This window comes from Chryseobacterium oranimense (genome assembly GCF_900129755.1).
Taxonomy (GTDB): Bacteria; Bacteroidota; Bacteroidia; order Flavobacteriales; family Weeksellaceae; genus Chryseobacterium; species Chryseobacterium oranimense.
In genome coordinates, this window is sequence record NZ_FQWT01000001.1 from 286,130 (window position 1) to 303,312 (window position 17,183).

Here is a 17,183-nt window from a genome sequence, read left to right on the forward strand (position 1 = left end):
TTAATATTATGTTTATTTTTATACAAAATTAATAACCATATTTAACAAAACTTAAATTTTAACAAACTCCATACTTACATATGCAGGAACCCAGAAAAAGAGAAGAAAAAGATTTTCAATCAGAAACTGAATAAAATGGTTCCATTGTTCTACCGAAACCAGTGCCGAAGAATTAGATACAGAAAGCCGGGAGACAAGCAGATAGTCGGTTTAATAGAATATGACAGCAGTCCTTATTCAAACCCTACGTCAATAAATTAAGAAATTTTACTATTTGCCTCATACTCCTGTGTGGGCTAGGGAATTGAGATGTTAATGGCTAAAAAATACCCAATCTTAAATATTTAAATTATGAGAACAAACAAAATGTGGCTACTTCTGGCCTCTCTTCTGTTAATCATCCTTTCAAGCTGCTCCCGGATGGAAGAAAAATTCTTACAAGAAGAATCTGAACAAAACCTAAGTGCCAGCGCAAGAGCATTGGCAGCAACACCAATGTTGCATGTTGGAGGCAGATACCTTAAAGATCCCTGCGACAATAATGTTGTCTTACATGGTGTTGCCATAACTCCCAGCCCCTGGTTTAACGGCTGTCAGTATGGTGCTAATTCCGGCTACTGTACTTGGGATAATTACAATGTACAGGGTGCTCTGAACTACAATAAAGCTGTCATGAACAAACTCAGCAGCGCTTCCGATGGCTGGTATCTCAATTACATCCGCCTTCATATTGATCCGTATTGGACCAATGATCCCGGACCGGCTATCCCTGAGAACGATATCTCAAGATTCAATTATAACCGCCTAGTTACCTATACAGATCAGGTGATAATCCCACTGATCAACCATGCCCGAAGCCTGGGAATGTATGTCATCCTGCGTCCACCAGGGGTATGCCCAAATCGTATTGCTGTGAACGATGCCTATCATAGCTATCTTAAAACCGTATGGACCTTTTTGTCGCAACATCCGAGCCTAAAGAACGCTGACAATGTGATGTTCGAATTAGCCAACGAACCTGTTGAGATTCTGGGAACAAACGGCACATGGGGATCAACGGGGAACGAGCACTTTGCTGCACTTAAAAACTTCTTCCAGCCGTTGGTTAACATTATTCGCAACAATGGAGCCAATAATGTCTGCTGGATACCGGGTACCGGGTGGCAATCCCATTACCAGGGCTATGTCAATAATCAGATCACCGGTGGTAATATTGGCTATGCTGTTCATATTTATCCCGGTTACTGGGGTGGTCTCAGCAACTATCAATCCTTTCAAAATGCATGGAATATCAATGTTAAACCAATTGCAGATATAGCACCAATCGCCATTACTGAAACTGACTGGGCACCTCAGGGATATGGTACCTTCGGCATCGGTACAACAGGTACGGCAGGCGGAAGCGGATTTGGTGCCAATTTAAAATACATCGTGGATCAGTCAGGCAATGTAAGCTGGAATGTTCTTGCCCCTGATAATCTCCTCCACAAAGGCGATCCTAATGCAGGAACAGCCTACAACAACGATTGGGAAGCCTGTGCTGCACCAGTTAAACAGTGGTTCCAGCAATATGCATCCTCCAATTATCCTGTTGGAAACTGTAATACTAACAACAGCCTGGTCAACAATGGTATTTACGAAATCGAGTTTCAGACTGATGCCAATAAAGTACTTGATTTAAAATCCGGAGAAGATACCAACGGCGCAGTGTTAAGACCATGGACAAGGAATGGCGCTTCTGCACAGCGGTGGGTTGCCATTGACGCAGGTAATGGCTACTGGCGTTTTGTATCCAAAGCGAGTGCGTCTAATCGCTGCATTGATCTGGCTAGTAACAGCAATACACTGGGAACTTCAATCCGTCTTTGGCAGAACTATAGTAATGATGCACAGGCCTGGCAGGTAGTCGCTGTTTCCAATGGTTATTACAAAATACTATCCAAGGTGGATCCTACCCGTGGCTGGGATATCCCCAACTGTACTATGGATGGCAATTCAAACTTACACCTTTGGGATTATTACGGTACTTCATGTCAATTGTTCAAGTTCAAATATATTGGGATGAACTAGATACCAGAAGATATAATAAAAAAACAGGATGCTTAAAAAGCATCCTGTTTTTTATTGATGTGAAAGCTAATTTTATTTCACAAGTTAATAGTAATTTTTTTGAAGATTGACAAGTGAAACGAATCCACTATTGACTATTCACTTTTAGCATATATTATCTACCAAAACCTCACATACAAGGCAGTCAGTAAAAGCAGTGTCATCACAATCAAAACTAAAGTTCTGTTGTCCACTTTAAACATGGTCACATCAATGGCAAAGGCTTTAGGGTTTACTTTAGGACCTGCAAGACTGATCAGGATCATTACAACTATCGTGATAAAAAATGACCATCCCATATTGATCAGGAAAGGAATTTCGGTAATGGTATGCACTACTCCGTTCTCAAGCTTTTCATAAGTGAATGCGGTATACAACCACGTCTCTTTTCCGAAAATTTCTACAGCAAAACTGTTAAAGAAGATCGCCAGGACAAAACCTAAAATAACTCCTACCAAAGCTGCTGTACCTGTTGTCCTTTTCCAGAACATTCCCAGAAGGAACATCGCAAAAACTCCAGGACTGATAAAGCCTGTATATTTCTGGATGAATGTGAAACCTCCTTCACCACCAATTCCTAAAACGTCTGTCCAGGTAAAAGCCAATGCAACCATCATCGCAATAATAATGACCCAACGGCCTGTTCTCACCATCTGGATTTCGGTGGCATCTGTTTTAAGGTATTTTTTATAGATATCCAGCGTAAAAATAGTTGAAATACTGTTCACTTTTCCTGCCAGTGAAGCCACAATCGCTGCCGTCAAAGCGGCAATTGCCAATCCTTTAAGTCCTACGGGTAAGAATCCTAATATCGCAGAGTAGGCACCGTCTTTCACCCCGTTGAATCCTGGAAGGTGTCCTTTCGAGTACAATACATAAGCAGCGATTCCCGGAAGCATTACGATCACAGGCATGAATAGCTTCAGAAATCCTGCAAATAAAATTCCTGTTCTTGCCGTCTTCAGATCTGCCCCTAAAGCTCTCTGGGTGATGTACTGATTACAGCCCCAATAATTCAGGTTAACAATCCATTGACCTGCAAAATACATGGCCAGACCTGGTAACACGACATACTTCTGTACATCAAGGTTTTGAGGCATTGCCAAAGTAGTGGTAGTAGTTGTTGGTTTTTGTAGAATCAGCTTAAAGTGCTGGGGAGCCTCATTGATCAGGGTATTAAATCCTGCTAAAGCATTTCCTACAGCCGCTCCGTTGATTCTCTGGTCCACAATCTGCAAAGCCATATACACCGTTGCAAAACCGCCGATAATAAGCACTGCTACCTGTATAACGTCTGTATATCCTATCACTTTCATCCCTCCAAGACCGATCAGAAGAGCCATAAGCAAAAGACCGATCATAATGCCGTGAAGATGTTCTCCTCCCAATAAAGTATCGATGGCAAGAGCACCCAGATAAAGAATGGAGGTAAGATTCACAATAACATACAGAAACAGCCAGAATACGGCCATGATGAGTGAAACAGATTTGTTATACCTTCTTTCCAGAAACTGGGGCATGGTATAGATCTTATTTTTAAGATAGATTGGAATAAACCAGACCGCAATAATGATCAGCGCAAGAGCAGCGATCCATTCGTAAGCGGCAACAGCGATTCCTACAAAGAAACCTTCGCCACTCATTCCGATAAACTGTTCAGCGGAAATATTGGAAGCGATTAAGCTGGCTCCGATAGCCCACCAGGTCAAAGACCCTTCGGCAAGGAAATAATCCTTACTTCCTGTGGATTCAGATTTTTTCTTTTTATAGATCCATAATCCGTAGGAAGCTACCACTACAAAATAGATCAGGAATATGATAATATCAATAGTTGCTAATTTTCCCATAGTTTACTTTTTTACGGAGAATTTATAGATGGTTTTCGAGTGGTATTTCTGTCCGGGCTTCAATTCTGTAGAAGGAAAAGAAGGCTGGTTCGGTGAATCAGGGAAATGCTGGGTCTCTAAGCAGAATCCTGTTCTGAATTCATTTTTACCGCCAGTTTTGGTATCAAATTTTCCGTCAAGAAAATTTCCGGAATAAAACTGCACACCAGGCTCATCAGTGAAAACTTCCATCAGTCTTCCTGTTCCCTGATGATAAACTTTGGCGATGCTTCTTAATCCTTTTCCATTCAGAATCCAGTTATGGTCATATCCTTTTCCTTTTTTCAACTGATCGTCGTCTGCACCGATATCTTTACCGATGGGTTTTGACACCGTGAAATCAAAGGGAGTTCCTTTTACTGCTTTCTGCTTACCAGTAGGAATCAATGTTTCATTTACCGGAAGAAAATGATCTGCATTAATTTGTAGTTCATGATCGGTAATCGTTTTAGTGAAATTTCCTGACAGGTTAAAATAAGAATGTTGGGTAAGATTTACCACTGTTGGTTTATCGGATTCTGCTTCATAGGAGATTTCCAAAGCATTGTCGTCTGTAAGGGTATAGAAAACGGTTGTTGTCAGTTTTCCCGGATATCCTTCTTCACCGTCTGCGCTGGTATAGGATAACTTCAATGTCGGAAATTTTGCATTTTGTACTGCCTCAATATTCCAGAATCTGGTATGAAATCCTTCTTTTCCTCCGTGAAGGCTGTTGGGACCGTCATTTTTATCAATTTCGTATGCTTTTCCCTCCAGTGTGAATTTGGCATTAGCAATCCTATTGCCGTATCTTCCGATCAAAGCACCGAAATAATAAGGGTTGCCATCGAAATATCCTTCAGGTTTTGTAAAGCCGAGTACTACATCTTTGTATTTCCCGTTTCTGTCCGGAGCAGTTAAAGAAGTGATAATTCCTCCGAAGTTGATGACCTCAACTTTCATCCCGTTTTTATTGGTCAGCGTGTATTTTTTAATAGAATCGCCTTTTGGCGTAACTCCATAGTCTGAAGTGTGAACATTCTCCATTTTTCCTGAAATATCCTGTTTATTATTTTCTTTTTTACAGCCGAAAATAATTAAAAATAATAAAATAAAAATGCCGTTATATGTTGTTTTTTTCATAATTATTTACATATTTTTTAAAATTAATTAACGATAATACATTTCATTCCAACGAAGTGTATTTTTAAAGTCACGCATTCTGGTATCTTCATCAATGACTAATGATTCAATTCCTGCTATCTCAGCAAAATCTTCCAGCTGTTCTGCTGAAATATTTTCACTGTAACATGTATGGTGTGCCCCTCCTGCCAGTATCCAGGCTTCTGCGGCCGTATATAAATCAGGAAGAGGTTTCCATAAAACCCTTGCTACCGGGAGTTTTGGCAACTCTTCTGTAATTTCCAATGCTCTGGTTTTATTGATCAGCAGTCTGAAATGGTTTCCAAAATCCATCAGGGCAGCATTCAGAGAATCAATATTTCCTCTGGAGTTAAAAACAAGACGAACCGGATCTGCTTTTCCTCCGATTCCCAGCGGATGTATCTCACATGAAGGTTTTCCGGCAGCCAGCACAGGATCTACTTCCAGCATATGGGAGCCTAAAATAGAAGGATTGGAAGGGTCTAAATGATAGGTATAATCTTCCATAAAGGCATTTCCACCTTCAAGGCCCTGCCCCATTGTTTTCATGGCACGTACGAGCGCTGCTGTTTTCCAGTCTCCTTCGCCTGCAAATCCATATCCTTTCTGCATCAGTCGCTGTACAGCAATTCCCGGCAGCTGCTCCAGCCCGTGAAGGTCTTCAAAGGTATCTGAAAATCCTTTAAATCCTCCGTCTTTTAAAAATTTTTCAAGTCCTAATTCAATTTTTGCGGCGGTGTGAAGTGAGCTTCTGTTGGCTCCTCCTTCCAAAAGGGAAGCTGCCATATGATAAGAAGATTCATATTCTTCCATAAGGCTTTTTATTTCTCCCTCACTTACAGAATTGATAACGCCTACAAGATCACCGATTCCCCAGGTATTAACTGAAAAGCCGAATTGAGTTTCAGCTTCCACTTTATCTCCATCTGTAACGGCTACAAACCGCATATTATCTCCGAAACGTGCAAATTTAGCGCCCTGCCAGTCGTCCCATCCTGCTGCAACACGGCTCCAGTCACCGATCTGCTTCTGAACCCTTTCTTCCGACCAGTGCCCAACCACTACTTTTCTGTTCTTTCGGAGCCTGCTTACCATAAAACCAAATTCACGGTCCCCGTGAGCCGCCTGGTTAAGATTCATAAAATCCATATCCATCGTGGACCATGGAATATCTCTGTTGAACTGGGTATGCAGATGCAGAAGAGGCTTCTGTAAAATTTTTAATCCTCTGATCCACATTTTAGCGGGTGAAAAGGTATGCATCCAGGTGATAACTCCTATACAGTTTTCTGCATGATTGGCTGCTGCAATGGTTTCAAATATCTCTTCGGTAGTTTTTACCGTTGGCTTTACAATGACTTTTACCGGAATGAAAGAAGATTTTTCAAGTTCTGCCACCATTTTCTGAGAGTGTTCTGCCACCTGGGCAAGTGTTTCAGGTCCGTATAAATGCTGACTTCCTGTGATGAACCAGACTTCTTTGGTATTGAGAGGTGTTAACATAATTTTGTTGATCGTTAATAGTTGTTTATGTTGAAGTGTTTAGTGTTTAAACTCCTGTCCGTAGTAAGCGTTCTTGCCATGCTTACGTTCATAATGTTTTTTGATGAGTGATTCTTTCAGACGTTCTGCATCAGGATTGATCTGTCTGGTGAGATACGCCATTTCGGCAATGGTTTCCAGCACTTTGCTGTTGTAAACAGCCTTCTCTGCATTTTTACCCCAGGTAAACGGACCGTGATTACCGATCAGAACCATTTCTACTTCTTCCGGAGAGAGCTGTTTTTCTTTAAAGCATTCCAGAATCTGTATTCCTGTATTGTATTCGTAGTTTCCTTCAATCAGCTCATCCCGCATAGGTGGAGCGCAGGGAATATCTGTTGTTAAATGGTCTGCATGGGTGGTCCCGAAAACAGGAATATCCATTTGTGCCTGTGCCCAAGCCACGGAATAGATCGCATGAGTGTGGGAAATTCCACCGATGTTTTCCCAGTTTTTATACAGATAAGCATGGGTTTTGGTATCGGAAGAAGGTCTGAGACTGCCTTCAATGACATTGGCATCAAAATCCAGAATCACCATATCTTCAGGCTTTAAAATTTCATAAGGGACACCGCTTGGTTTAATGGCAAAAATGCCTTTATCACGGTCTACAGCGCTTACATTCCCGAAAGTATAGACCACCAGCTTCAGGGCATCCAGCTGCATATTCGCTTCATAACATTCTCTTTGGAGTTCTTTATAGGTATTCATTTTGAGTATCATTCAAAAGGTTAAAATGGAAAATCAGGAGTTCTGAAGTTCTTTCCTGTTGTTTTTCAGTTTGGTATTGTATTCTACAAAATCAGCGAGCTTCTGGTATTGCTGCATTAATTCTCTGTAGTGCTGTACTTCTTCCGCTTTCGGCTGATATTCCGCTTCAAATGCGGAGCCCATTTTCATGCTTGCTTCCTGTACGGTCGGATAAATTCCTGCTGATACAGCTGCATAAACAGCAGCCCCTAACGCGGGAGTCTGGTCCGAAGCGGCAACAACAATCGGCATATCCAGAACATTAGCGAGTGTCTGCATGATAAACGGCGATTTCCTTGCTACTCCTCCGATTCCGATCACTTTATTGATTTTCACACCTTCCTCTTCAAAACGGTCAACAATCTTCTTAGCTCCGAAACAAATAGCATTGACTAAAGCTTTGAAAATATGGGGTGCTTTTGTTCCCAGAGAAAGCTGGCTGATCGCTGCCTTAAGTTCCTGATCTGCGTCCGGCGTTCTTCTTCCGTTTACCCAGTCCAATGCAATCGGAACGGCATCCGAGAGAGGAATTTTTTCTGCTTCAAGGGTTAATTTTCTGATAAGCCCTGCCTCCATTTCATCTGCGAGTTTTATCTTCTGCTCGTCTGAAATATTTTCGGAATGCATCATCACCTGATGAACCGGCCACATCAGTATATCTTTATACCATGCCAGAACATCTCCAAAGGCAGACTGTCCTGCTTCAAGCCCTATCAATCCGGGAATTACGGAACCGTCAACCTGTCCGCAGATTCCTTTAACGGTTGTATTCCCGATAGCTTCCTGTGAGGCCACCATAATATCGCAGGTAGAAGTTCCCATAATCCTGATCAGGGTATTTTCTTCCACCTTTGCTCCCACAGCGCCTGAATGGGCATCAAAAGTTCCTACAGTAATAATAGTTTGGGTGGTAAGACCGGTTTTTGCGGCCCATTCTTCATTCAGATAGCCTGCAATTTCATCTGAAGTATAGGTTTCACGGTATAATCTTGCTCTGAGCGCTCCCAGAGAAGGGTCAAGCCTGTTGAGAAATTCTTCGGAAGGCAGGCCGTCCCATAATTCATGCCACATAGCTTTGTGGCCGGCAGCACAACGGCTTCTTTTAAAGGTGGCCAGGTCTTTATGATCTGATAAAAGGAAAGTCAGATAATCACAGTGCTCCATCCAGGTGTACGCAGCATTTTTTACCTCTGCGTCTGCTCTGCTGATATGCAGTATTTTGGCCCAAAACCATTCTGAAGAGTAAATACCGCCTTCATATTTTGTATAATCTTCACCACCCCAGGTTCTTGCAAGGGTATTGATTTCTTCAGCTTCCCGGATAGCGGTGTGGTCTTTCCATAAAACCATCATGGCATTGGGATTTTCTTCAAATCCCGGAACCAGTGCCAGGGCTATTCCATCATTGGTTACAGGAAGCGGTGAAGAACCTGTAGTATCAATACAAATACTAACGATCTGCTCTGCCGGTATCCCGCTTTCTCTTACAACTTCTGAAATAGTTTTCTCCAGACCTTCAATATGATCTGAAGGATGCTGTCTGAAACTATTAGCTGAGGGATTACAGAATTTACCTTCTTTCCATCTTTGATAATAGCTGACTGAAGAAGTTATTTCAGAACCGTTTTCAGTGTCAATAAGAACGGCCCGTACGGAATCTGTACCGTAGTCCAGTCCGATAACATATTTTTTCATGGTGGTGAAACGTTTTTGATTATTGAGATTTTAAATTCTCCTGATGAGATAAAAACAAATATAAGATTCTATTTTAAATAAATGTAAAAAACACACTTATTTTTCACAAAATACTGTATATCAAATAATTAATTTATTTTTACCTTTAAAACAACTAAAGAATTGGCAGGAATTTCCGTTGAAATTTCCCCATTTTTGGCTTCAGAAATCTCTTCTTTAGGTTTTATGGGTTCAGCATCGAAACTATTTTCAGTAGAAAGCTGTGGTGCGGATAGAAGGATTTTAGTTATTTTCTTACCTGTTTTCAAAGTTCCTGATTTGATATTTACCGTTTTAGCCTGAGTATCAGTATTGACCATTTTTATAATGATCTCATGAGTTTTTGCATCTTTTACTGCTGTAGCGTATAATTTTTCCTGGCCGGATACCGCTTTTCCGTTATGTTCTATTTTTAATACATCCGTTCCTTTATTGTTGGAAAATAATTTCTGAACATAATAATTCGGGGTCGCATAGGATTTCAGATTATTGAACCAGATGAGATCGGGTGTCCATTGCCAGCCGTCAGCATGGGCAAAAAGCGGTGCGTAGGAAGTCATATAAACCACATCTGCATTTCTTTCAAGACCGGTCATGAAAGCTGCTTCTGAAAGAGCTGTTAACCAGTTATTTTTGTTATCAGGTTTTACCACACCTACAGACTGGGCTGCATATTCTCCGGCAAAGACTTTTGGTCCGGAGCGGTCATACTTATCGTATCTGCCTGCATTTTGCATGAACCATTCGGGAGAATTGTAATAATGTTCATCTACAATCTGCGCATTAAGCTGCTTCAGTTCTTTCCAGCCATACTCGAAGAATTCGCCGTCAGGTGATGGTCCGCTTCCGGAGATGATCTTTATGTCAGGATATTTTGCATGAATGGCTTTTTCAAATACTTTATAGCGTTCAATATAATCTGCTCCCCACTGTTCATTTCCCACTCCGATAAATTTTAAATTAAAAGGCTTTGGGTGCCCCATTTCAGTACGGATTCTCCCCCATTTTGTTCCGGAATCTCCGTTGGCAAATTCAATCAGATCCAAGGCATCCTGAACGTAGGGATCAAGGTCTTCCATTTTCACCAGTTCTGCGGTATTGAACTGGCAAGCCATTCCGCAGCTCAGAATAGGAACAGGTTCTGCGCCCAGATCTTCGGACAGCTGGAAATATTCATAAAATCCCAGGCCGAAAGACTGTCCGTAATCCGGTGTAAGACGATGTGGAAATCCTGTACTCCATTTATTGATGAGATATTCACGGTCTGCTACATTTCCAATTGTTTTTTTCCACTGATACCGCTCAGCCAAAGTTCTTCCTTCTACAATACAGCCTCCCGGAAACCTCAAAAAACCGGGTTGTAAATCATATAATTTCTGAACGAGGTCTTTTCGCAAGCCTCCTTTTCTGTCTTTCCAGGTATCCTGCGGGAATAGTGAAATCATATCCATGTTCACGATGCCGTTTCCGGTAAATGTAATCCGCAGTTTTGCTTTTTCTACAGTTTGAGGTGCTTTGAAAACTGCTGTATACTTCTGCCATCCCTTTCCTTTTATGAGTGCGGAAACTGAAGAAATTTCCTTTCCATTTTCATCAACAAGACTTGCATTTACTGCAGCAATATTTCCTGAAACATTCTCCAGATCAAAACTGAAATCATATTGTTCTCCCTGATGAAGCCCTATTCCCCTGAATCCTTCATTCTCAAGAATATAATTTTTATCATTCAGAACAGTAATTCTCGCATAATTTTTATTGGTTTTGGCAGGGTCAGAATAAATGGTCAGAAATCCGGAATCAAGATTAGGAGAAAGTGTTTTTGTGTTAGGCTGTTTCCAGCCTGTAAATGGTTCGTCAAATTCAAAGCTGCGGTTTTTAATCAGTTCCGCATACAATCCGCCATCAGCTGCAAAATTGATGTCTTCAAAGAAAATCCCGTACATGGTGGGTTGTATTTTAACAGGTGCAGAGGTTTCTTTCAGATCCAGGTTATAGGTACGGACCGTATTATTCTGAGCTGAAAAAAAAGCAGCACTTAGGGAAATCGCGATGGAGAATATTTTATTTTTTGTTGTCATAGATCGTATATTTTGAAGCTAAAGCATGTCTCAATTTGTCCTGAATCAATTTTTATTTTACTTTTAGCGGAATACTTTTTAACCCTACATCATCGGAGGTTCCGCCATAAAAAATGGTATAGTCGCCGGGTTTTGAAACCAGATCATCTGCTTTTTCATCGTAGAATGCAAATGAGTCTTTAGAGAGAGTCAGCTGAATATTTTTTGTTTCTTTAGATTTGATTAAATCTCTTTCAAAAGCCCTTAACGTTTTTAGCGGTGCCTGTGCATCGTTATTTCTTTTGATATAGACCTGAACGACTTCTTCACCATCCCTTTCTGAAACATTGGTTACAGGAATTGTAATGGTCACATTTTCGTTGGTACTGATCGTATTTTTGCTCAGTTTTGAATCTCCGTAAACAAATTTGGAATAGCTCAGACCGTGCCCGAACGGATAAAGAGGCTTTTCTGTCATATAACGGTAAGTTCTCCCCTGCATATCATAATTTTCAAATCCTTCGTGCTTGCTTGTCTTTGAAAGAGCGTTATCCAGCTGTTCAATATTTTTATAAAAGGTAATGGGTAATTTTCCGGAAGGGTTATAATCTCCTGCCAAAACGTCTGCTACAGCCGTTCCTCCGGCCTGTCCGCCATACCAGGCGTTCAACAGGGCATCATAATTTTTCTCATCCTGCTCCAATCCCAGAGCGCTTCCGGTACAAAGAACAAAAACAACAGGTTTGCCGGTTTTTCTAAGCTCCGCCAACAGGTCCCTCTGGACTTTAGGAAGGGCAATAGAAGTTTTGTCACCGCCTTTGAAGCCTTCTGCATTCACCATCATCTCTTCGCCTTCCAGACTTGGAGAAAGTCCGCCTGCAAAGACAATGACGTCTGCATTTTTCACCTTTTCTCTCACCGAAGCAAAATTAACAGGGTCTTTTCTGTACGCTTCAAAAGTGATACTCACATATTTTCCTTTTTGTGTATGACGCAGTTCTATCTGGTATTCTTTTCCTTTTTCCATTTTTACAGGAAACTCCGAAGGATGTCTTGCATCAGGTCCTTTCCTTGTTGCGATTTCTTTTCCGTCCACGAAAAGTGTATAGATATCGGAAGTGGAAGCAGAAAACACGACCTCTCCTGTATAGGTACTTTTGAAAATCCCTGAAATGATCGCTGAGGTATTTTCTCTTCCTACATTGGGTGCAAGCTGGGTTCCTCCAAAACTGTTGTAACTGATAGCGGTTGAATTTACGGAAACATTGGCCGGCTGCCCTTTGAATTCATTGTTATTAAAAAACGTTACTTTCATTCCTTTCGAGCCGTTTTTCTGACTGATGAAATTCTGATAGAGTGACGTTCTGGACGAAGGATCTGTTACTTCGCTTCCTTTTTCATAGATAATTTCAGTATTTGGAAATTTGGTTTTGATTCCGTCTAAAATCGTTACAATGGAAGAAGGCGTTCCATTATAATTTCCCAGCTGCATCAATCCGTCATCAGCATTCGGTCCCACTACGGCAATTTTTTTAATACTTCTACTGAGAGGCAGAATATTCTTTTCGTTTTTCATCAACACAATTGATTTTTGTGCCATTTTCAATGCCTGCTTTTTATGTTCTTCAGAATCGACTACAGAATACGGAATGGTATTCCAGTGAACAGAAGATTTCGAATCGAGCATTCCCAGCTCAAACCAGCCTTTAAGGATTCTGCGCATCGACGTATCAATATCTTTTTCGGTAATCAGCCCGCTGGCCAGAGATTTGTTCAGATTGTTATAGGTATCTCCGCATTCCAGATCCGTGGAATGTTTCAGAGCATCTGCTGCGGTTGTTTTTTCGTCAGGATGGGTGCCATGGTATTTTTTCTGAAAAAAATCGGCCAGTGCCCAGCAATCTGAGACCACCATTCCGTCATACTTCCATTTTCCACGGAGAATTTCAGTAAGCAAAGTATTGTTTGCACAACATGGCTGCCCGTCAAAAGCATTGTAGGCACACATTACTTCTCTTACATTTCCTTCCTGAACCAATGCTTTGAAAGCGGGAAGATACGTCTCATACAGATCTCTTTTTGAGATTTCTGCGTTATAAGAGTGGCGGTTCCATTCCGGTCCGCTGTGTACCGCAAAATGTTTGGCGCAGGCGTGGGTTTTAAAATATTTCGGGTCGTTTCCCTGCAGGCCTTTTACTGCAGCAACCCCCAGAACAGAGGTAAGATAAGGGTCTTCACCATAGGTTTCCTGGCCTCTTCCCCATCTTGGATCACGAAAAATATTGATATTGGGTGTCCAGAAGGTCAGCCCTTCGTACCGCCCTGTTTTTTGAGCCTCATCAAAAGATCTGTTGTATTTTGCCCGTGCTTCATCAGAAATCATTTCAAAAGTTTTAAAATGCTCCGGAACATCCCATGTGGCCGCCATCCCGATTGCCTGAGGAAAAACAGTGGCTGTACCTGCTCTTGCCACTCCGTGAAGTGCTTCATTCCACCATCCGTAGGCAGGAATTTCCAGACGGGGAACTGCCTGGGAATTATCCATCATCATTCCTATCTTTTCTTCTGTTGTGAGTAAGCTGATAAGATTTTCTATTCTTTCATTAACCGGAAGCTCCGGGTTTCTGAATGGGTATTTATAATGTTTCTGAGCAAAAAATAACGGTGCTGCCAGTGTTGCACATAGGATTAATACAATTCTTTTCATAGGTAATATGGTTTCAATAAAGTCCGAAAAATGACAGTTGATTTTGTGATTAATCATTTTCAACCTACTGATTTCACAGATTTTTACGGATAATTATGTTTTCATTCTTATTTTACACAAATTGCCAGTATTATTCAGCAACAATGCAATGAAAAACAAATATAACGTTCTATTTTAAATAAATGTAAATAATACACTTAAATTAAGAATAAATCCTACTTACTTTGGTTTTCATCTACTAAATTGTGGAAATAAAGCCATCATAAGCAGTGCTCATGATGGCTTTGGATTCAATTTACTCTTTGATAAATTTTTGTTTCACTACTGTATTATTTTTTTGAGTAACCTCAATAAAGTAAATACCAGCCGGGAAATTCCCCACATTAATTTCGTTTTTCCCTGAATTTATTTTCAATCCGGATCTGATGACACTTCCCCTACCGTCAAAAATGGTGGCGGCAGCTTCTGACAAATCAGAATCAATGAAAAGGTCAGCTTTTACCGGATTAGGATATATTTTTACAACCTCTTTTTTCGTTTCAGCAGAAATATCTCTGGTGCTTAACGATCCGAAGTTTAAAGGAAGAACGTTGGCAGAATAAGTATTTTCTTCTGTAAGATATGCTTTGAAAGATCCTATTGCAGGCTCACTTCCGGCAGTTACTTTATAGAAGCCTGTTACTCCGTTTTCTGTTTTCAGCACATAAGCATTCGCCGGAACTTTGATGCCCTGGTAAACTCCGTTCATCTGATTGACCGTGATTGCTTTGGGTGTGGAAACATTTCCCGAACCACTGAAAGTAATATTCCCTGTCGCATTGACGATTACCGGAGTGTTTGCAGGAATGATTCCGTTTGAAATTGCGGTACAGCTGATATTATTGGCATTCGGAGACATCAGATAAGCAGTAACTCCGGAAGGTATATTAGCCTGGAATGGCAAGATCAGCACATCGTAACCATTAAATGTACGGCTGTAAGAAGCTGTATAGGCTGTGAAGTTAAACGGCACCTGAAAATCCATACCCTGACCGGAAAGGACAAGATTTGAGCATGTAGTACCAGAGATCACATTATTGGCAGATGAACTTACGTTTGAATTCACATAATAAATGCTGTTAGAGTTGGCACTCATAGGCTGCCAGTTATTGGAGGAAGTGACTCCCGCTGCATTTCTGAAGTCTACAGAAGTGTAGTAGCCGTTTTCCAGGGCATCCATCAGATAGCTGTCGCTTGCAGAATAGGTACCTCCGAATTTAGAAGCAATTTCATTACCTACATTGAAATAAACATCTCCCAGATTAATCGTAAGCACAGAGCTGTAATTGGAATTTCTCAATCCTAAAATTCCTTTGCATCCGTCTGTAAGCACCTGTCTTGAAATATCTAACGTAATATCGAAGTTTCCTCCCTGCGGAAAATTAATCTTGCCGTAATTATATGATTTCGTTACGCCCTGACTGTTGATGTAATATAAAGTCGTATTGTCTGAGTAACTTTGTCCCGCCGTTGTATAGCTGTTTACATGCAGAATCAGTTTATTGTACCGGTCATTAAGCTGAAGATATCCGTTAGCCGCAGTCATATTATTACTGATAAGAGGACTTGGATTGGAGAACGTCACTGTTGTATTGCTGATATTGAATCCTGTCCCAAAAGCTGTACTGGTAGCCGTTTGTGTTTCAATTTTATTATAATGAATATCACCGCCTGTCATGAGAGAAGCAGGTCTGTCACCACTTTTATTAAAAACGAAAGTCATAACACTGGAGGGACTGATATCAGCAGTAGGACGGAATGTTGCCGTACTCATAGTGATAGGTGTACTCACCATATTGGATTGCGTATTGGTCAGTACTTTTGTTCCTGAAGTCGTATAAAAAGGAAGGTCAACTTTCAAACTATACGTATTCTGAGAAGGATTGATGACCATAAGAACGACCTGATTTCCATCCTGGGAAATATAGGAAGAACCCTGTAAAACACCTGTTTTGTCATCCCATTTGGCTTCTATTCTCGTTTTTCCTGTTGTGTACTTGGCATAATGTGAAAGGATATAGCCTCTTTTGGTCATTACACCTGCAGGAGTTCCGTAAGTTCCGTCACCCATTAAGCCATAATAACGTTTGGCAGAGTAATGAATCCAGGCATTGACATTACCTAATAATGCATTGTTGACACTGCTGGCAAAGGTAAATGCATCTGTATTCCAGCTGAAGTCACGGGCCGGCTGGGTGGATGAAGAGTTCCAGTTGATCAGATATTCTGTCTGCCAGATTTCTTTGTTGTAATTCTGGAACTGTTTGTAGGTAGACTGCATAAGTCCGTATTGATGCCCGCCATACACTTCAAAATTGGCCATTGCCGCAGGATCCAGCAAAGCACTGGCAAAATTATCCGTAAATCCCACACTTTCCGGGGCAATCACTTTACAATTGATAAGCTGTCCGTAATTTTTGATGAAGGTGGTAATTTGCGCAGGAGTCCAGATACATCCCTGATACTGTGCCATTTCATCCGGTTCATTTTGAATGGAGATATAATCGAGCTCTACTCCGTTGTTCTGGAGATAGGTAACAAAGCTGTTAAGATAAAGGGCATAATCCTGATAATTTTCCGGCTTTAAATATCCAATCTGCTGTACTCCGTTAGCATCAGTATACACTGCATTGACATGGTTATTGGTTTTCCAGGCTGCGGGCATTGTCCAAGGCGAAGCAAAAATGGTAAGCCCCATAGATTTGGCGAGCTGTGCTGTAGCCAGTACAGAACTCCAGTTGCTGCTGTTTTCGGGAATATATAATCTCATAATATTATACCCGCCTTCACTGGAACCTCCCCAAAGCGTCTGAATCTCTGATGTAGACATATGATTATAGGCAAACTGGGGACTGCATACAAATCCACCGAACCCTTTTATTTTCTGATAAGATGTGTTCTTATCAATTTTTACAGTAGTAAGCTGGCCATACGCCAGACAACTGAAAAACAAACATATAGAATGAATGCTGAAAAGATTTAAAAGTTTTTTCATAATGGTTTAGTTTTAGATAGTCGTGATTTTGATCGTAAACAATTAAAGTAAGGGCAATAGATTCCCCATCAAGACGGTTCATTTTCAAAAAACGTCAGGAAAATACCCTGAATAGTATCAGGCAGCGATCTGTTAAATAAAGTTGCTTACAAAATCATTCGCTGTTCTTTCTCTTCATTCTCTGTGAGGGAACTGTATTTCAGATTGGAATGTGAATTAAG

General features: G+C 41.0%; 9 protein-coding genes. 1 reads left to right on the forward strand and 8 read right to left on the reverse strand.

The features are described from left to right. The first annotated feature begins 351 nt into the window (after positions 1 to 351). Positions 352 to 2,070, forward strand: a complete 1,719-nt coding sequence (locus BUB03_RS01380; RefSeq protein ID WP_073059719.1) for an RICIN domain-containing protein — start codon at positions 352 to 354, stop codon at positions 2,068 to 2,070. Between the two features lie 158 nt (positions 2,071 to 2,228). On the opposite strand, the gene BUB03_RS01385 is transcribed toward BUB03_RS01380, so the two are convergent. The 8 genes from BUB03_RS01385 to BUB03_RS01420 all read right to left on the reverse strand — a co-directional run bounded on the left by BUB03_RS01385 (position 2,229) and on the right by BUB03_RS01420 (position 16,962). Continuing rightward, the gene (locus BUB03_RS01385) at positions 2,229 to 3,956 is read right to left on the reverse strand and encodes a sodium:solute symporter family transporter (protein WP_073059721.1); all 1,728 of its coding nucleotides are present in this window, start codon (positions 3,954 to 3,956) and stop codon (positions 2,229 to 2,231) included. A gap of 3 nt (positions 3,957 to 3,959) precedes the next feature. Beyond that, positions 3,960 to 5,117, reverse strand: a complete 1,158-nt coding sequence (locus BUB03_RS01390; protein WP_073059723.1) for an aldose epimerase family protein — start codon at positions 5,115 to 5,117, stop codon at positions 3,960 to 3,962. Positions 5,118 to 5,144: 27 nt separating this feature from the next. Continuing rightward, on the reverse strand, positions 5,145 to 6,641 hold the full coding sequence (gene araA / locus BUB03_RS01395) for an L-arabinose isomerase (protein WP_073059724.1): 1,497 nt from the start codon (positions 6,639 to 6,641) through the stop codon (positions 5,145 to 5,147). A 39-nt stretch (positions 6,642 to 6,680) separates the two neighbouring features. Then, positions 6,681 to 7,391, reverse strand: coding sequence for an L-ribulose-5-phosphate 4-epimerase (locus BUB03_RS01400; protein WP_073059726.1), 711 nt, complete (start codon positions 7,389 to 7,391; stop codon positions 6,681 to 6,683). A 33-nt stretch (positions 7,392 to 7,424) separates the two neighbouring features. After that, positions 7,425 to 9,125, reverse strand: a complete 1,701-nt coding sequence (locus BUB03_RS01405) for a ribulokinase (RefSeq protein ID WP_073059728.1) — start codon at positions 9,123 to 9,125, stop codon at positions 7,425 to 7,427. Between the two features lie 128 nt (positions 9,126 to 9,253). After that, positions 9,254 to 11,242 (reverse strand): alpha-L-arabinofuranosidase C-terminal domain-containing protein, encoded by a 1,989-nt coding sequence (locus tag BUB03_RS01410; RefSeq protein ID WP_073059730.1) that lies wholly within the window; start codon positions 11,240 to 11,242, stop codon positions 9,254 to 9,256. A 52-nt stretch (positions 11,243 to 11,294) separates the two neighbouring features. Beyond that, the gene (locus BUB03_RS01415) at positions 11,295 to 13,928 is read right to left on the reverse strand and encodes a glycoside hydrolase family 3 C-terminal domain-containing protein (RefSeq protein WP_139258737.1); all 2,634 of its coding nucleotides are present in this window, start codon (positions 13,926 to 13,928) and stop codon (positions 11,295 to 11,297) included. Positions 13,929 to 14,223: 295 nt separating this feature from the next. Further along, positions 14,224 to 16,962, reverse strand: coding sequence for a T9SS type A sorting domain-containing protein (locus BUB03_RS01420; protein ID WP_073059733.1), 2,739 nt, complete (start codon positions 16,960 to 16,962; stop codon positions 14,224 to 14,226). Positions 16,963 to 17,183 lie beyond the last annotated feature (221 nt).